Source organism: Nitrospirillum karajorum, from assembly GCF_036348415.1.
In the GTDB taxonomy this organism is placed as follows: domain Bacteria; phylum Pseudomonadota; class Alphaproteobacteria; order Azospirillales; family Azospirillaceae; genus Nitrospirillum; species Nitrospirillum amazonense_B.
Genome location: NZ_JAZBQB010000001.1, coordinates 746,058 through 760,617 on the forward strand (window position 1 = coordinate 746,058; position 14,560 = coordinate 760,617).

The window sequence follows — 14,560 nt, forward strand, 5'->3', positions numbered from 1 at the left end:
CATCCGACGTCGTAGCCAGGACCGCCCAGGCGGGACCCCGCCCAGTCAGGCGGGGGTGCCGTCCGCATACTCCACCCGGTTCCGTCCCTGGTGTTTGGCGCGATAGAGCGCCTGGTCCGCCCGCTTGATGATCTCCGCCAGGGGCGGCACCGAATTGCCGGGCCCCACGCTGATGACACCGAAACTACAGGTGACGGTCAGGCTGACGCCGAAGGCGTCGACATGCACGCCTGGCGCCTGCCCATCCGCGTCCGGGTCTTCATGGGATACAGCGGGGACGCCGTCGCCCAAGGGAATGGGGGTCTGGCGAATGGCGTCGTGGAGGCGGTTCAGCACATCGGCGCAATCATCCCGCCCCAGCCCGGGCAGCAGGATCAGGAACTCCTCGCCCCCGTAGCGGCCGACGGCATCATAGCTGCGCACGGCGGCCGACAGCCGGCGCGCCACCTCAACCAGCACGGCATCGCCCGCCGGATGACCGTGGGTGTCATTGATGCGCTTGAAATGGTCGACATCCGCCAGCACCACGGTCAGCGCGCCATCATCCCGCCGGCGCGCCAATTCCAGTTCCAGCAGGTCCAGGATGGCGCGACGGTTCCACAAGCGGGTCAGGCTGTCGTACATGGCCAGTTGGCGCAACTGCTCGCGCGAGGCCTCCAGCTCGCGGGTTCGCGCCTCCACCAGGATTTCCAGGGTGCGGCGCCGTTCCAGGTCGGCGTGGCTGCGCCAGCGATAAATCCCAACGCCCAGCGCGACGATACCCAGGGCGGCGCCCGCGAAGAACAGCCTGGTCTGCCACCAGGGGGGCCGGATGGTGAAGGGCACCAGGACGGACGGCGCCATGGCCTGCAACGCCGTGTTACGGGCGACAATCTCCAGCTCATAGGCACCCGGCGGCAGTGCCGAATAGCGGATTTCCTCCGTGGCGGTGATGTTCCAGTTCCCTTCCAGACCATTCAGGCGATAGCGATAGATTTGCCCCCCGCGGCTGCGGAAGCTGGGCGTGGTCAGGTGGAAGGTCAGCGGGGAGGTATCCCACGGCAGTTCGAAATTGCCATCCGCCGGCAGGTCGACGCCGTTACGCTCGATGCCCGTGACCCGGGTCACCAGCGCCGGCCGATTGAACAGCAGATCCGGCCGGGTGATGTGTGTCAGCCCCTTGCTGGTGCCCACCCACAGGGTGCCGTCGGCATCCTCCATCAAGGCGCTCTGGTTGCAGTCGTTCCATACCAGGCCGCTGTCGTGGCTGAACTGCCGCAGGGCCCCGGCATTCCACACCAGAACGCCACTGTCCGTGGCCAGCCATATCCACCCCCGCCTGTCCTCGACCACGCCCAACACCTGGCGGTCCCCCACCAGATCGTTCGCGACATCACCCACCGGCTGCAGCAGGGTGCCGCCCGCGCCCGGCGCTGCCCCCAGCGGTTCCCGCAGATGCGCCAGACGGACCGTCTCGCCCCCCAGCCACAGGCTACCGTCACGGGCGCACGCGATGACGTTGAAGCGGGTGCTGGAGGCCACACCGGCGATGCCAGGCGCCGTCCACTTGCCCTCGCCATAGCGCAGCAAGCCGGCTTCGGTTGCGAACCACAGGGCCCCGGACGGCGCCTGGCAACCGCTGGAAATCGAACTATCCGGGGGAATAGGCAGGGCGGCACCCAGGGGTGTCACCTGCGGATCGGGTCCGTCCGGCCTGTCGACGACGAATAGGCCCTTTTTCCGGGTCATGACCCAAAGTCGCCCCCGGTCGTCGACCAGCAGCTGGAAGATCAGGGGCAAATGGCCCACGACGACGGCCGGCGGCGGCTCCGCGCCATTCTTGCCCGCATCCTGATAAAACAGCAGGCCGGAGAAGGTGCCGCCCCAGAGGCGCCCGGACTTGTCGAGCGTCAGCGCGCCCACCTGGTGATTGCGCACCGGTTGCCCGCCCGGCGCCGGGCCCAGGCGCGGGGCGCCGTCATCCTCGTCTTCCAGGCGGGCTAGGCCGGCGTCGGTACCGATGACCAGCCCCCCCGCGCGGTCACGGTGGAAGGACCAAACCGAGTCATGGATCAGTCCCTGGCGCGCCGTCCAGTTGGCCCAGCTGCGATAGCCGACCCAGTGTGTCAGCCCCAGGCCGCCAGAGCCTATCCAAAGATCGCCGTCATGATCGACCAGCAAGGCGCTGACCTCCCGCGCGGGCAGGTCATTGGCGTCGCTCACCTCTTCCCAATGGGGCTCGGTGTCCCCTTCCCCGGCGCGCACCAAGCGCATCAACCCCCGATCGCCGAAGGTGACGATGGCACGGTCCATGTCCTGCAGCAGCGGCAGGAACACCCGCACGGTGCTGCGGTTCGACGGCTGTGGCAATTCCGCCGTGAAGCGACCGGCACCAGGGGCCAGCGCCAGCAGTTGATGGGTACCGCGCGCCCACAGCGTACCGTCCACATCGCGCACCACACCGCCCCAGCGATCCTCGGGCACGCCCTGGTCGGGGCCCCACAGCGTCACGACGCCCTGACGTATCTCACACAAGGCATCCGCGCAGCCCAGCCAGATATCGCCGCCCCCCTGCTCCCCCACGCCGAAAACCCGAACGCTCAGGATTCGGGCAAGCGCCGGTTGGGCCGCCTTCTGTTCGGCTGTGAAATAGGGGTGGGCGACCCAGCTGGGGCCGGCGGCGGCGGACCTTTCCGCCTCCACCACCAGCAGTTCCTCCCGTCCCACGACCAGCAGACGACTGGCATCAAGCGACGCCAATTTCTGTCCCTGCCAGACCGGCACGGGACGTCCGTCCCGTGTCACCGGAACGAAAGCGTGGCGGCCATCCCAGCGATAAAGTCCCCCCGTGGTGCCAACCCACAGAACACCGGACGGGGTGATGTGAACAGCGCTGACATAGGGCTCTTTCAACCCATCAGCGGGGCCGAAACGCTGGAACTTTCCGCCGTCGAAACGATAAAGGCCATTCTCCGTCCCCACCCAGAGGAAGCCCAGGGAGTCCTGGGCCAGGGCGGTGATGGACAGGTTACCCAGACCGTCCTCTTGGGTATAGGAGCGGAAAGCGTATTCCTGGGCTGTCGCCGGGGACCGCACGAACCCCAGGCCCAAAACAAGAAAAAGCAGGACGGCCGCCCAGCGGCCCAGCCTTGGCCCCCCTAGCCTTGGCCCCCTGGCGGTGGTGGCGGTTGCCATGCTCACGATGGTGGCTGGATCCAAAACGTTGCCTATGTCTGCCCCCTGCCATCCTCGAGGTTATTCCCCGGATGGCGTATGCCCCATGATCTGACGGGGTTGGGCGCGACAACGCAAGGCCCTTTAAGGGCCCGTCTGGCAAGGCGGTACCGGAGGAGCGACGGGCGTGGTGCCGTAGGATCAGCCGGCGCCCTTGCTGCGCAGCTCACCAGGCATGACTTCGAACAATTCAACCTTGAAGATCAGGGTGGCGCCGGGGGGAATGACCCCATCGCCCGAGCCCTTCTGGCCGTAGCCCATTTCCGCCGGGATGACCATTTCGATCTTGTCGCCGACATGCATGCGGGGGACCACCTCGACCCAACCCTTCACCACCTTTTCCAGCGACATGACCGCCGTTTCGTCCCGCTGGTAGGAGCTGTCGAAGACGGTGCCGTCGATCAGCCGGCCCTCGTAATGCACGCGGATGCGGTTGCTGGGGCCGGGCTGCTGGCCGACCGCCGGTTCCTTCTTGCGCAGGAAGCGATAGGCCACGCCGTTGGTGGACATTTCCACGCCGGGCTGCTTGGCGTAATCCAGGATGAACTGGTGCTGGGCGTCGACCTGGCCACCGATGGCCGGGCGGGCGTTCAACGGCACCTGCGCCTGGGCGGCACCTGCCAGGAACGGAAGGGCCAGCGTCACCGCCAGCAGGGTGGAGTACATAAAGTTATGCCCGCGCATCAAACCGCTCCTGCGAAACCGGCCGCCCGCCAGCCACCCGACAGGGCGGCGTCAGGCGATGGGCGCCGGTGTTTATACCCTGGATCGTGGCTTGCCCCCACCACGCGGGAATAAGGATTACGGCTTGGGCGCGTCCCCGCGCAAGCCCTCCGGCACGGGCGCGTCGATTGGGCCGAAATTCATCATGGTGTAGCCCTTGGGCAGCTCGAACAGGCCGTCACCCTGGCGCCCGCGCTTCAGGTCGGTAAGGTCCAGCCGGATGTTGACCGGCCCGTCGCCGTCATTGGCCGTGCCCTCGACCCGCATGTAGATCCCATCGGTGGTGGACCAGACCTGGCCCTCGAAGCCGCCGCCCTGCTCATAGGTGCCGACGACGCGATAGCGCACCACCGCCTCGCCCCCCAATGTCTCCCGCCCCAAGGCCTCGGCATCCAGCTGGGACAGGCGGGTCAAATCGTGCGCGGCCTCCGGGTCCTGGGGCGACAAGGGGGCCGCCATGTGCGATTCCGGCTGCAGCACGAACGCCGCGTCGCGGTCGGGGCGCAGAATCAGGATGGTGCTGAGGCCGCCTTCCGTCATCTCACGCCGTTCCCGCCCCTGGTCCCGGAAAATGCGCAGGTCCTGGCGCACGCCATTGACCGTCAAGGCCTCAGCCGCTTGATAGTCGCCGCCCATCCGGGGCAGCCCGCCCCCGGAAGGTCGGCCGCCGGCCGGGCAGGGGCTGGCTTAACAGGTGCCGGTTTGGCCGGCGCCGCAGCTGCGGGGGACGTCTTGGCCGATGACGCCGTCTGCGAAAACGCGGCGGATGACAGCGTCAGGAGGATGGCGGGCACGAGCCCCGCGAGGAGGAACGGACGTCGCATGGGCGGAATGCCCCTTCCGGTATGGCGAGAGTGGGACGGGGACCCTAACGTCCGAGCCGGTGCCAGGCAATGGCCGAGGCCCGCCCGCCGGATGGACCTCCCCCTCTTGCCCCACCCCGGCATCCGGCGTAAGCCCTGGGCATCAACCCGTGCAAGGCAGGCGTCCCCTCGTGAAAATCCTGATCATCGCTGCCGGGTCGCACGGGGACGTCCTGCCCTTCATCGCCTTGGGCCGGGAATTGCAGCGGCGCGGGCACGCGCCGCATCTCTATGCCGCCGCGGTGTTCGAGACCGTGGCGCGCGAGGCGGGCCTGCGCTTCACGGCGGTGGGCACGGCGGAATTTTACGACGCGCTGCTGCGCCATCCCGACCTGAACCGCCCCCTGCGCTCGCTGGGCGTCATGGCGCGGGCCATGGAGCAGACGGGCGAGACCGCCTGGCCCATCTTGGATGCTGCCGTCATACCCGGGGAAACGCTGGTGGTCGGCAGCACGCTGGCCTTCGTCATCCGGTCGCTGGCGGAACGGCACGGGGTTCCGTGCGTCACGGTTCACCTGGCCCCGGCCGCCCTGCGCAGCGAGAACACCCTGCCCGGCCCCGCGAACGGCATCGCCCTTCCGCCCTGGCTGAAGCGCCTTTTCTGGCGCCTGGTGGATGCCCTGGTAGTGGCGCCCACTCTGGGCGCGGTGCTGAACCGCCACCGGCGCGCCATTGGTCTGGCGCCGGTGCGCCGGCCCATGGGGGCGTGGCTGAACCAGTCGGACCGGGTGATCGGGCTGTTTCCCGACTGGTTCGCGCCGCGCCAGCCGGATTGGCCGGCAAACCTGGCCCTGACCGGGTTTCCCCTTTACGACGGCCTGCCGGGAACGGACTTGCCATCCGATCTTGCGGATTTCCTGGCGGCGGGGCCGGCGCCCGTGGCCTTCACGTCCGGCACCGCCACGGCGCGCGCCCTGGATTTCTTCGCCACCTCGGTCGCGGCCTGCCGCCTGTCCGGCCACAGGGCCATCCTGCTGACCCGCCATGCCGACCAGGTGCCGACCTCCTTGCCGCCGGACGTCATCCGCGTGGATTACGCCCCCTTCAGCCGGCTGCTGCCCCGCTGCGCCGCCTTCGTCCACCATGGCGGCATCGGCACCACCAGCCAAGCCCTGGCGGCGGGCGTGCCGCAGCTGATCCGCCCCATGGCCCACGACCAGTTCGACAACGCCGCCCGCGCCGTGGCGCTGGGCGTCGCCGCGCGGCTGTCCTCGCGGGACTATCGCCCCGCCGCCGTGGCGGCGGCGCTGACGCGCCTGGATACCGACGGGACCATCAGGCGACGGTGCGCCGAAGTGGCGGCCGGCGTCGGCACCGGCACCGCCGTGGCGGAGGCTTGCGACCATATCCTGGCCTTGGCCCAGCGGCGCTAAGCGGTCGCCGGCGGCCGTCCATCCAAGAGTTGCAAGGCGCTCAAGCGTTTGACGGCGGCCCTGGTACGCCCGGCAAAGAGACAAGCTATCCCGGGGCGATGCTTGACAACCGTTTGGCCCCCTTCCAAAGTGCCGCGCGGCGCCGTTCAGAAGGGACGCGCCGGGGAGTGTTTTCATGTCCCGGAATGGGCAGAATGCCCAACCGGCAGGATTTCCTGACCGGCCACCGGATCGGAGGGGGCACTCTCCCGCGCCCTGTTTCCATCCTCCGCTCAACTTTGGCTCTTGGGGGTTTGCGTGTCCTTGAATATCCAGGTCCTTGTCGTCGACGACTACGCGACGATGCGGCGCATCATCAGGAACCTGCTCACGCAGATCGGTTTCACCAAGATCGACGAGGCCGCCGACGGCGCCGAGGCCTTGGCCAAGCTGCGCGCGTCCAGCTTTGGCTTGGTCATCTCGGACTGGAACATGGAACCGATGACCGGCCTGCAACTTCTGAAGGAAGTGCGCGCCGACGTCCGGCTGAAGGGCACGCCCTTCATCATGGTGACCGCCGAGTCCAAGACCGAGAACGTGGTCGCCGCCAAGGAAGCCGGCGTCAACAACTACATCGTGAAACCTTTTAACGCCGACACGCTGAAGAAAAAGATCGAGAGCGTTATCGGCGCGTTGGGGTGATGCCTGTGTCGGATTTCTTTTCCGACCTGTCTGACGAGGAATACGCCCGTATCGAGGACGCGCTGCAGTCCACGGCGCGGGGTCGTGCTTTTCTGCGCATGCGGGACCGCCGGGGCCGCGTCGTCGCCATCGACGACGTGCGCCGTCTGCTGAAGGAAGCCAAGACGGGGGGCGAGGTCGACAGCTCCGGCGCCCATATCCGCATCCTGCGCCGCGAGTTGCAGGAGATGGCGTCGCACATCGCCCAGACCCGGCGGGAGATCGCGGCCCTGAAGCCGGACGATCCCTCCGCCAACCGCATCATGCTGGCGACCGAGGAATTGGACGCCATCCTCCAAGCCACCGAACATGCCACCACCGAGATCCTGAACGGTGCCGAGCGCATCCAGTCGGTGGCCGACCGCCTGCGCGGCGAGTCGCCGGCAGTGGCCGGAGAGCTGGATAATGAGGTCATGGAAATCATGACCGCGTGCAGCTTCCAGGACATCACCGGCCAACGCATGACCAAGGTCGTGAACACCATGCGCTATATCGAGCGCCGGGTGCACACCATGATCGAGATCTGGGGCCTGGAAAGCGAAGCCGCCGAGGCCATCATGGACGATCCGCAGGATGTCCGGCCGGATTCGCACCTGATGCACGGCCCGGCCCTGCGTGGCGGCATCGACCAGAACATGGTGGATGCGCTCATGGACGGCGGTTTCGCGCCGGTGGCGCCGCCCGCTCCCCCTCCGCCACCGCCCGCGCCCGTCGCCGCCCCGGCGCCGGTCCCCCCACCGCCGCCACCTCCCCCGCCGCCGCCCAAGCCCGCGAAGGCGCCTGAACCGCCCAGCAGCGACGGCAAGCTAAGCCAAAGCGCCGTGGACGATATGTTCCCGTAATGCCAACACCCCCGGCCCCCTGGTCCGGGGGTTTGCTTTGCCTCCTGTAAAAGCCCGTATGAAAGATCGTGGCCGGACGACATAAGCGGGCGACAGTCCCATCGTCCTTTGCCATCCTGTCCGGGAATGACCTTGGATGGTTCGGCCGGCGACCGGTTGGACTGGATTTCCCCAGGCTGGGATGGGACGGCGCGGATGAGGGCATCCGGCAACAGCATCGCCCGAGGCGAGATGGATCGCCGCCGCCTTCTGGGCCGCGGCTTGGCCTGGGGCGCATTCGCCCTGGCGGCGGCGGGCGGCGGCGTGAAGGCGCAGCCCGGCATCATCCGCATCGCCGGCAACCCCGCCTGGTACCCCTATAGCTGGGAGGAGGGCGACCACCTGCGCGGCCTGGGGGTGGAGCGCGCAGACGCCGCCCTGGGACACATGGGCCTGTCCACCGCCCCGCTGGCGTTCGGCCGGTGGCAGCGCGCCCTGGCGGCACTGGCCCATGGCCAGGTGGACCTGCTGGTTTCCGCCCTGTGGAACGCGGAGCGGACGGATCGCATGCTCTATACCGCGCCCTATGCCAATGATGAGGTGTGCGCCTTTGTCCGCCGCCAGGACATGGGCGCGTATCGCGGCGTGGACGATCTGTTGGGACGCGTCGGTGTCGCCCCGCTGGGCAGTGCCTACGGCGCCGACATGGATGCGCTGGAGGCGCGTGGCCTGAAGCTCGAGCGCAGCGGCACGGTGGAGGGCATGCTGCAACGCGTCCGCTATGGCCGGGCGGATTTCTGCGTGCTGGTGCGCCTCAACGGCCTGCACCTGCTGGACAGGATGCGATTGGAGGAGGAGCTGGCGCCCCTGCCCTTCGCCCTGGCCGCCCTTCAGGTCCGCATGCTGATCCGCCGCGACGGCCCGCTCTCTGGCCGCCTGGACGCCCTCAACAGCGTCATCACCGAAGCCTAGCGGACCGGGGCCACGTTGGACTGGCTTGAGCTAGCCTGGACTAGAATGTCACGCATACTTGTCCCAGCGGTCACGATGCCTGTATTCTAAAGGGGCCTGTATTCTCCGGGGGATAGCCCCGCCCGCCAAGGGAAACGCCCCAACGGAAGACGCCCATGCCCGGCAAACGGTATTTGATCGAGTTCGTCGTCGCCCTGCTGGCTTACGCCCTGCTGATGACCTTGTCCCTGGTGGCGTTGAACAACGGCTGGGTGCAAGGGGGCATGCGGACGGTGGTGGCCATCGCCCCCATGGTGGCCTGCGTCGGCATCTGGGGGGCGGTGGTGCGCCATCTGAAGCGTAGCGGGCCCGAGGAGGGCCGGGTGCAGCTGATCGCCATCGGCTTCGCCTTCGCCGGCACCGCCCTCATCACCGTCACCTATGGTTTCCTGGAGGTCGCGGGTTTTCCACGCCTGTCCATGTTCCTGGTGTGGCCGCTGATGGTGGTGCTGCTGGTCCTGGGGCAGTTCCTCGCGCGCTGGCTGCAAGGAACGGCGGATGGGCTGGAGGGGGAGGAGAATGATGAGGCGTGAGGCCCCCACCGGCCACGAAGGGACGCCGCCGTCATGAACAACCGCCTGCGTGAGATGCGCGCCCGCTACGGCTGGACCCAGGCCGACTTGGCCCGCCGGCTGGAGGTGTCGCGCCAAACGGTCAACGCCCTGGAGACCGGGCGCTATGACCCCTCACTGCCCTTGGCCTTCAAGATCGGGCGGCTGTTCGGCCTGCCCATCGAAATGATCTTCCGCGACGACGTAACGTCCTGACATCCGCCATCCGGGTTGGCGCGCCCTTACGCCAGCGCCTCGGCTACGGCCCGCAGGACGTCGGGGTTGCGGCACATGGTGACGTGGGCGCCGTCCACGGCTACCACGCGGCCCAAGGGCTCAGGCACCCAGCAGCTTTCCCAGGCGACCACGCCGTCGTCGCGGCTGTAGATCGCCGTGGTCGGCATGGGCAGGGGCTGGGATAGCCGGCCGGGATCAAGGTCGTCGGCATAGTGGCGCGCCAACAAGCGGATCAGGGGTTCCAGGGGCGTGGCGGTCGGCAGGCGGACCGGACTGCCGATGGTGACCACCCGCCGCACCTGGTCCGGGCGCGCCTGCGCCAGATCCCGGGCCAGAAGGCCGCCCAGGCTGATGCCCACCAGATCGATGGGCCCGCCCGCGGCCTGAGAGAGCGCGTCCAACCGATGGCGCAGCCCGGTTCGAGCCGCCGCCGTGGGGCCGACGTTGATGCCCTGCCGCCACGGGTGGGGGGTGTGGCCGCATCGGGTCAGGAATTGGCGCAGGGGCTGGGTGAAGGGATCGGCGGTCAGGAAGGCGGGAATGACCAGGACGGTCCGGTCGCCGGGCGGCACCGCCGGCGGCGGCGCGGGCCGATAGGTGGGCAAGGACCAGAACTCCGCCCATAGGCCGCGATAGGGGGGACGGGGCAGCGCCCCCGACCGATCAAAAACGCCCGTCAAGTCCAGCATCGTCACCTCACCCCGAAACGATGAGGCGGAGAGGTGGGTGGTTTCAAGCGCTGAGGCCCGCCCCTAACCCGAATGACCTGACCCAAGGGCGGCTGGCGTCGGCACGGACCCGACATGGGCGGCCAGCGCATCGGCCAACGTCGCGACGACACCCGGCCAATCGCCAGGCCGCGCCTGGCGGAACAGGGTGGCGGTGGGATACCAGGGGCTGTCGGCGCGCGCGGTCAGCCATCGCCATTCCGCCCCGGTGTCCAGCATCAGCCACAGGGGGCGCCCCAGGCCCCCGGCCAGGTGGGCGACGGCCGTGTCCATGCTGATGACGAGGTCCACCTGGGCCAGGACGGCGGCGGTGTCGGCGAAACTGCGCAGGCCATCGGCCATGTCCAGGAAGTCCTCCCGCGCCGCCAGGGGCAGGTCCACCGTGTCCAGGTCCCGGCGCCCATCGTCCGTCTGCACCGAAACCCAGCCCACCCGGCCCGCCAGGCGCGGATCGGTCAGCAACGGCAGCAGGGGCGCCAGGCGCGGCGACCGGTGACGGTGATAGGGAAACAGGGTGGAGCCCGCCCAGCTGAGGGCGACCCGCACCGGCGGCAGGATATCCAGCACGCCGTGCCAGCGGGCCACGGCGTCGGGCGGCGGCGTCAAGTAGGGGACGGTGTGCCCGGCCCAGCCCAGCGGCGTCCCGGCCAAAGACAGGAGGGCCATGCAATCCGCCTGCACCCACTGGCCGCCCGGCCAGGGGGGCGGCAGGGGCTGGCCCAACGGGCCCACCTCCTCCACCAGGTTGGACGCGGCGATCAGGTCCAGCAGCGTGTCCATGCCCCGGAACACCACGCGCATGCCCGCCGCCCGCAGCAACGGGGCATAGCGGATGAAGTGCAGCACGTCGCCATGCCCCCGGGTGGCGGTGACGACCAGGTGGGCGCCCGGCATCACCGCGCCATCCCATTCCGGTAAACCGGGCAGCGCGGGCCCCAGGCCCGGCATGTGGCGGCGCCAGGCGAAATGGGGGGCGCCAGCGGCGATGTCCCCCTGTTGCAGAAGGGACATGCCCAACCCCTGGTGCAGGACGGCGATGTTGGCGTCCCGCGTCGGCGGGTGCCGATCCAGGGCGGCGCGGAAGTCCGCCGCCGCCGCCACGGGGTCGCCCCGTCGCAAGGCGATGAAGCCGCGGTTGGCATACGCTTCGGCGGAACCGGGGTCCAGGTCCAGGGCGGTGGCGACATGGGCCACCGCCTCATCGATGCGGTTGGCGTCGATGAAGGCGGCGGCGGCCGTCACCCGCAGGTCGGCCCGCTCGGGCGCCGCCGCCACCGCGCGCAGGATGGGGTCGATCGCCGCGTCGGCGTCGTGGGCGGCCAGCAGGGTGATCGCAAGGTCCCGCCAGGCGTCGATGCCGGGCGCCGACGACGCCCGGTCACGGGCCACCGCCGCGGCGTCGCGGACCAAGCCGCAGGCGCACAGCGCGCGGGCCAGATTGCCCTGGACACGGGGGCGCTCCACCCCCGGCGCCACGCCTTGGTCCTGCTCCCGGTCCAGATGCTCCAGCGCCAGCCGATAGGCGGCGGCGGCGGCGAAGCTGTCCCCCTGGGCGAACCGGATGTCGCCCAGGTGCGCCAGCAGGCTGGCGCGGGCCCCGATCACCACCAGGGCATTGTTCACCACCTCGGCCGCGTCAGCCAGGCGGCCCAGCTGATACAGGGCGGTGGCGTGGTTGGCGCGGTGGGCCACGACCTGCGGCGCATGTCGCACCGCCGCCGCGAAATGGCCGATGGCGGCCTCATCCCGTGTCTGCAGGGCCAACACACCCAACATGTTCCAGGCGTCGGCATAACTGTCATCCTCGGCCAGCGCCTCCCGGCACAGGCGCTCCGCCCCGCCCAGGTCATCCGCGCGCAGCCGCTGCCGCGCCAAAGCCAGCAGGGCTGCCGCGTCGCCCTTTGGCGGCGGCATAGGCAGCGCCTTGGCGGCGGCGGCCAGGCGTCCCCGTATCTCTTCCGCCCACGCGGTGTCCGCAGGCGCCAGGGCGAGCGCACGCCGCCAGCACGCCACCGCCTCGTCCAGGCGGTGCAGGTCCGCCAGGACCAGGCCCAGGCTGGCATGCAGGTCGGCCATGGCATCGAAACGCGTCAGGGCTTGGCGGATGTGGGCCTCCGCCTCCTTCAGGCGGCCGGTCTGCGCCAGGACCATGCCCAACAGGTGCGCAGCGTCGCCGCGGCCCGGGTCCCGCGCCAGCACCTGGCGGAAGATCGCCTCGGCGGCCTCATGCCGGCCGGCCTTATGCAGGCCCACGGCATAGCGCACCAGATCGTCGGCGGGCAGCAGGTCGGTCATGGGGCGTCGTTTCCTTGGGGGCGTCTACGTCTTGCACGGGCATGGTGCCGCGACCCGGCGCCGACCATTATGCGTTTTGCCGCATAATCCAGCCAAAGGGCGTTTTGCAACTGGTCGCGCCTGCCCTTATCTTCGCGCTATCCGGCGCAGGCCACGAGGGTCGCTGTCCGGTCGCAACAGGAGGAAGGCCATGTCTCATTCCCGCGTTCCGTCCCTTATCCGGCAGGTCACCGATACCCCGGCCGCGCCCCAGACCGCGGCCACCGTCGCGGTCGCCCTGGCGGGGGCGTTGGCGCTCGCTACATTCGCAGCACCCGCCCATGCCGCCGACAGCACCGAGAAGTGCTACGGCGTGTCCAAGGCCGGGCAGAACAGCTGCGCCAACGCCGCCGGCACCCATTCCTGCGCCGGACAATCCACCAAGAACTATGACGGCCAGGATTGGAAGGCCGTGAAGGCCGGCACCTGCGCCAGCATGGGCGGCAAGACGGAACCGTTCAACGGCACCGGCACGCCCAAGGACGGCAAGTAAGATATCGGGCGGGCGGCAGGGCTACCCGATGGGCAGCCCTGCCGCCGTCTTCGCTAGGGCATGATCGGCCCATCTTTCACCCGCGTTGGATGGGCGTACCCCATGGCATTGGCAGCATATCGACGGACCCGGCGCCTGTGGTTCTCCCGCGAGGGCTGGCAGCGGCGCCTGGTGTTCTGGGGCGGCGGCGTGCTGGTGGGCTTGGCGGCCGTCGTCTTCGCCGCCTTGGCGGACAAGGCGCAGGAACTGTTCGGCGCCGCCACCGCCGGGCGCCCTTGGCTGCCCCTGCTATTGACCCCGGCCGGGTTGGCGCTGTCGGCCTGGCTGACGCGGAGCTATTTCCCCAACGCCGGCGGCAGCGGCATTCCCCAGGCCATCGCGGCGCGTGAGCTGCGCGACCAGCGGGAACGGACGGCGCTGGTGTCCATCCGCCTGGCGGTGGGCAAAATCGTGCTGACCCTGGTGGGACTGGCGGTCGGCGCCTCCATCGGGCGAGAGGGGCCGACGGTGCAGGTGGGCGCCTCGCTCATGCACCGGGTGGGCGCCACCTTCGGCGGACGCTTCCCCGGCCTGCTGTTGGCTGGTGGCGCCGCCGGCGTCGCCGCCGCCTTCAACACGCCGCTGGCCGGCATCGTCTTCGCCATCGAGGAGATGGGGCGCGGCTTCGACATGCGGACCGGCGCCCTGGTGCTGGCCGCCGTGACCGTGGCGGGCGCCGCCCCCCTGGCCATCCAAGGCGACTATCTCTATTTCGGGCAGAGCACGGCCCACATGGCCACCTGGCAGGACTGGGTCCTGGTGCCGCTGTGCGGGGTGGTCGGCGGCCTGGCCGGCGGCGCCTTCAGCCGCGTGGTGGTGCGCATGGCCAAGGGCATTGGCCATTGGCCCGGCCATGCCGGCCGGGTGGGGCGCTGGGTCAAGGCCCATCCCGTTCCCTTCGCGGCCCTGTGCGGCCTGGTCCTGGCCTTGGTGGGCCTGGCCACCGGCGGCGACACCTACGGCACTGGCTATGCCCAAGCCAAGGCCCTGCTGGAGGCTGCCTCCCATCCGGAAGCCGCCGCCGCGGTTTCCCCCATCTTCGGCCCGGCCAAATGGCTGGCCACCGCCCTGTCATCCGTCAGCGGCATCCCGGGCGGCATCTTCTCTCCCTCACTGGCCGTAGGGGCGGGTTTGGGCGCGGAACTGGGGCACCTGCTGCCCGGCGCCAATGGCGAGGTCGCGGTGCTGGTGGGCATGGTCGCCTATTTCGCCGGGGTGGTGCAGGCGCCCATCACCGCCTTCGTCATCGTGCTGGAGATGACGGGCAACCACGCCATGGCGGTGCCCATCATGGCCGGCAGCCTGATCGGCTGCGGCGCCGCCCGCATGATGGGGGCGGAGGCCGTGTACCACGCCCTGTCCCATGGGTTCCTGGACCGGGCGCACAAGGCCATCGCGGCGCGCGGCCCCTCCACCGCCCGCTGATCCAGCGGTTCCTGACCAACGGCCTATAC

At 69.6% G+C, this 14,560-nt stretch carries 13 protein-coding genes; 8 read left to right on the top strand and 5 right to left on the bottom strand.

The annotated features are described in order from the left end of the window. Positions 1-45: 45 nt before the first annotated feature. The 3 genes from UCD39_RS03400 to UCD39_RS03410 form a co-directional block, all read right to left on the bottom strand. Positions 46-3,174, bottom strand: coding sequence for a ligand-binding sensor domain-containing diguanylate cyclase (locus tag UCD39_RS03400; protein WP_330495481.1), 3,129 nt, complete (start codon positions 3,172-3,174; stop codon positions 46-48). A gap of 180 nt (positions 3,175-3,354) precedes the next feature. Further along, a complete protein-coding gene (locus tag UCD39_RS03405; protein WP_330494693.1) occupies positions 3,355-3,897 on the bottom strand; it encodes an FKBP-type peptidyl-prolyl cis-trans isomerase in 543 nt (180 codons plus the stop codon). A 117-nt stretch (positions 3,898-4,014) separates the two neighbouring features. Then, positions 4,015-4,572 carry a hypothetical protein gene (locus UCD39_RS03410; RefSeq protein ID WP_330494694.1) on the bottom strand — a complete coding sequence of 186 codons (558 nt, stop codon included), beginning with the start codon at positions 4,570-4,572 and terminating at the stop codon, positions 4,015-4,017. 358 nt (positions 4,573-4,930) lie between these two features. On the opposite strand from UCD39_RS03410, the gene UCD39_RS03415 reads away from it, so the two are divergent. The 6 genes from UCD39_RS03415 to UCD39_RS03440 all read left to right on the top strand — a co-directional run bounded on the left by UCD39_RS03415 (position 4,931) and on the right by UCD39_RS03440 (position 9,491). Further along, positions 4,931-6,172, top strand: coding sequence for a glycosyltransferase (locus UCD39_RS03415; RefSeq protein ID WP_330494695.1), 1,242 nt, complete (start codon positions 4,931-4,933; stop codon positions 6,170-6,172). Between the two features lie 297 nt (positions 6,173-6,469). Beyond that, on the top strand, positions 6,470-6,853 hold the full coding sequence (locus UCD39_RS03420) for a chemotaxis response regulator CheY (RefSeq protein ID WP_276509093.1): 384 nt from the start codon (positions 6,470-6,472) through the stop codon (positions 6,851-6,853). Continuing rightward, on the top strand, positions 6,853-7,734 hold the full coding sequence (locus UCD39_RS03425) for a protein phosphatase CheZ (RefSeq protein ID WP_330494696.1): 882 nt from the start codon (positions 6,853-6,855) through the stop codon (positions 7,732-7,734). Before UCD39_RS03420 ends, UCD39_RS03425 begins: the two co-directional genes overlap by 1 nt. Before the next feature lie 195 nt (positions 7,735-7,929). Then, a complete protein-coding gene (locus UCD39_RS03430; RefSeq protein WP_330494697.1) occupies positions 7,930-8,685 on the top strand; it encodes a substrate-binding periplasmic protein in 756 nt (251 codons plus the stop codon). A gap of 155 nt (positions 8,686-8,840) precedes the next feature. Then, positions 8,841-9,257, top strand: a complete 417-nt coding sequence (locus UCD39_RS03435; RefSeq protein WP_330494698.1) for a hypothetical protein — start codon at positions 8,841-8,843, stop codon at positions 9,255-9,257. Between the two features lie 33 nt (positions 9,258-9,290). Next, entirely contained in the window at positions 9,291-9,491 is a 201-nt protein-coding gene (locus UCD39_RS03440; RefSeq protein WP_330494699.1) for a helix-turn-helix transcriptional regulator, read from the top strand. Between the two features lie 26 nt (positions 9,492-9,517). Here UCD39_RS03440 and UCD39_RS03445 read toward each other — a convergent pair whose 3' ends face one another. Together UCD39_RS03445 and UCD39_RS03450 are read right to left on the bottom strand one after the other, a co-directional pair. Next, positions 9,518-10,201 (bottom strand): hypothetical protein, encoded by a 684-nt coding sequence (locus tag UCD39_RS03445; protein ID WP_330494700.1) that lies wholly within the window; start codon positions 10,199-10,201, stop codon positions 9,518-9,520. Between the two features lie 63 nt (positions 10,202-10,264). Beyond that, the gene (locus tag UCD39_RS03450) at positions 10,265-12,535 is read right to left on the bottom strand and encodes a tetratricopeptide repeat protein (protein ID WP_442943553.1); all 2,271 of its coding nucleotides are present in this window, start codon (positions 12,533-12,535) and stop codon (positions 10,265-10,267) included. A gap of 190 nt (positions 12,536-12,725) precedes the next feature. Between UCD39_RS03450 and UCD39_RS03465 the strand changes: the two genes are divergently transcribed. Together UCD39_RS03465 and UCD39_RS03470 are read left to right on the top strand one after the other, a co-directional pair. After that, positions 12,726-13,067, top strand: a complete 342-nt coding sequence (locus UCD39_RS03465; protein ID WP_330494701.1) for a BufA1 family periplasmic bufferin-type metallophore — start codon at positions 12,726-12,728, stop codon at positions 13,065-13,067. Positions 13,068-13,169: 102 nt separating this feature from the next. Beyond that, a complete protein-coding gene (locus tag UCD39_RS03470) occupies positions 13,170-14,531 on the top strand; it encodes a chloride channel protein (RefSeq protein WP_330494702.1) in 1,362 nt (453 codons plus the stop codon). Positions 14,532-14,560 lie beyond the last annotated feature (29 nt).

Coding starts and splice junctions, on each gene's coding strand:
- UCD39_RS03400 (WP_330495481.1), bottom strand. CDS start 3,174: ATGGCAACCGCCACCACCGCCAGGGGGCCAAGGCTAGGGGGGCCAAGG.
- UCD39_RS03405 (WP_330494693.1), bottom strand. CDS start 3,897: ATGCGCGGGCATAACTTTATGTACTCCACCCTGCTGGCGGTGACGCTG.
- UCD39_RS03410 (WP_330494694.1), bottom strand. CDS start 4,572: ATGGGCGGCGACTATCAAGCGGCTGAGGCCTTGACGGTCAATGGCGTG.
- UCD39_RS03425 (WP_330494696.1), top strand. CDS start 6,853: ATGCCTGTGTCGGATTTCTTTTCCGACCTGTCTGACGAGGAATACGCC.
- UCD39_RS03430 (WP_330494697.1), top strand. CDS start 7,930: ATGAGGGCATCCGGCAACAGCATCGCCCGAGGCGAGATGGATCGCCGC.
- UCD39_RS03435 (WP_330494698.1), top strand. CDS start 8,841: ATGCCCGGCAAACGGTATTTGATCGAGTTCGTCGTCGCCCTGCTGGCT.
- UCD39_RS03440 (WP_330494699.1), top strand. CDS start 9,291: ATGAACAACCGCCTGCGTGAGATGCGCGCCCGCTACGGCTGGACCCAG.
- UCD39_RS03445 (WP_330494700.1), bottom strand. CDS start 10,201: ATGCTGGACTTGACGGGCGTTTTTGATCGGTCGGGGGCGCTGCCCCGT.
- UCD39_RS03450 (WP_442943553.1), bottom strand. CDS start 12,535: ATGACCGACCTGCTGCCCGCCGACGATCTGGTGCGCTATGCCGTGGGC.
- UCD39_RS03465 (WP_330494701.1), top strand. CDS start 12,726: ATGTCTCATTCCCGCGTTCCGTCCCTTATCCGGCAGGTCACCGATACC.
- UCD39_RS03470 (WP_330494702.1), top strand. CDS start 13,170: ATGGCATTGGCAGCATATCGACGGACCCGGCGCCTGTGGTTCTCCCGC.